Below are 1,121 nucleotides of genomic sequence, written 5' to 3' on the forward strand. Positions count from 1 at the left end.
AAGGCCAATGGGTAAGGCTACTGGCACCAAACACTATCTTATTAATCCGAGGGGATGTGCAACTAGCAGACCGAAGCTTGGTACCATTAGAACAGATAGGGATTGGCGGTTTAGAGAGTGTGCGGGGCTATCGCCAGGATCTGATTCTATCGGACAATGGTGCCTTTATTTCTGCAGAGCTGCGTCTGCCAATTATTCAGAATGATAGCGGAACTCTGGTGCAGTTGACTCCTTTTCTTGATTTTGGTACTGGCTGGAATAAAGAAGATGAAAATGATATTGATGATAATACGATCGCATCCATTGGTCTGGGTTTGCGATGGCAGCAAGGAGATTTACTAGAGGCTAATATCGGCTGGGGCTTGCAGTTAGTGCCTGTTGACACTAGGGATAGAACCTTACAGGAAGATGGCTTCTATTTTTCGGTGATTTTTAGACCATTTTGAACAATGAAATGAAAATTAACAATTAAAAATTAACAATTAAAAATTGCTATTAATATAGCGCTTATGATCATAGTTATCAGATGCAGTAATCGGAAAAAAAGACAATGGTCAAAAAAAGGATATATACCGTTTTGCTCTCGGTTGTAAATACACTTATTTTGGCAAGAGGCAAAAGGCAAGAGGCAAAAGGCAAGAGGAACCCACCCCTAACCCCTCCCAGGAGGGGAAAGATATCTGGAGTTTTGTGGGACAATCTAAAAAGACCTCTTAGGTTGATAGCTGAACTAACAACATATTATTATAGTGACATAGCTAGAGCAAATCTAAAATATTTAGGGTTGAGGGTAAAGAGGTGGATAAGATTGCCTCTGATCGCTCTGTTAACAGCATTATTGTGCAATTTAGCCCCTCCGGTTTTAGCGAAAGTCCCACAAACGTTGAAAGTTGAAGGGTCTAATGTTGGAAGGTTGAAGGTTGGAAGGTTGAAGGTTGAAGGGTTGAAGGTTGAAGGGTTGAAGGTTGAAGGGGATATTGCTCTTAAACCTGCTAACCTTAAACCTGATAACCTTAAACTTTCCACGTTACTTGCACAGGGGCAAGGTCTCTACGATTCAGGTAGATTCGCCGAAGCAGTAGATGTTTTAGAACAAGCTCTTGAGAGTAATCAAAATCAGA

General features: G+C 41.2%; 2 protein-coding genes. Both read left to right on the forward strand.

Annotated elements, in window-relative coordinates; genetic code table 11:
* A partial coding sequence (locus tag F6K49_RS51750) for a ShlB/FhaC/HecB family hemolysin secretion/activation protein (RefSeq protein WP_293110800.1) occupies positions 1-446 on the forward strand: 446 nt, incomplete at its 5' end.
* A 104-nt stretch (positions 447-550) separates the two neighbouring features.
* The coding region (locus F6K49_RS51755) for a hypothetical protein (RefSeq protein WP_293110802.1) at positions 551-1,121 on the forward strand (571 nt) is incomplete at its 3' end.

The sequence above is a fragment of the Moorena sp. SIO3I6 genome, from assembly GCF_010672095.1.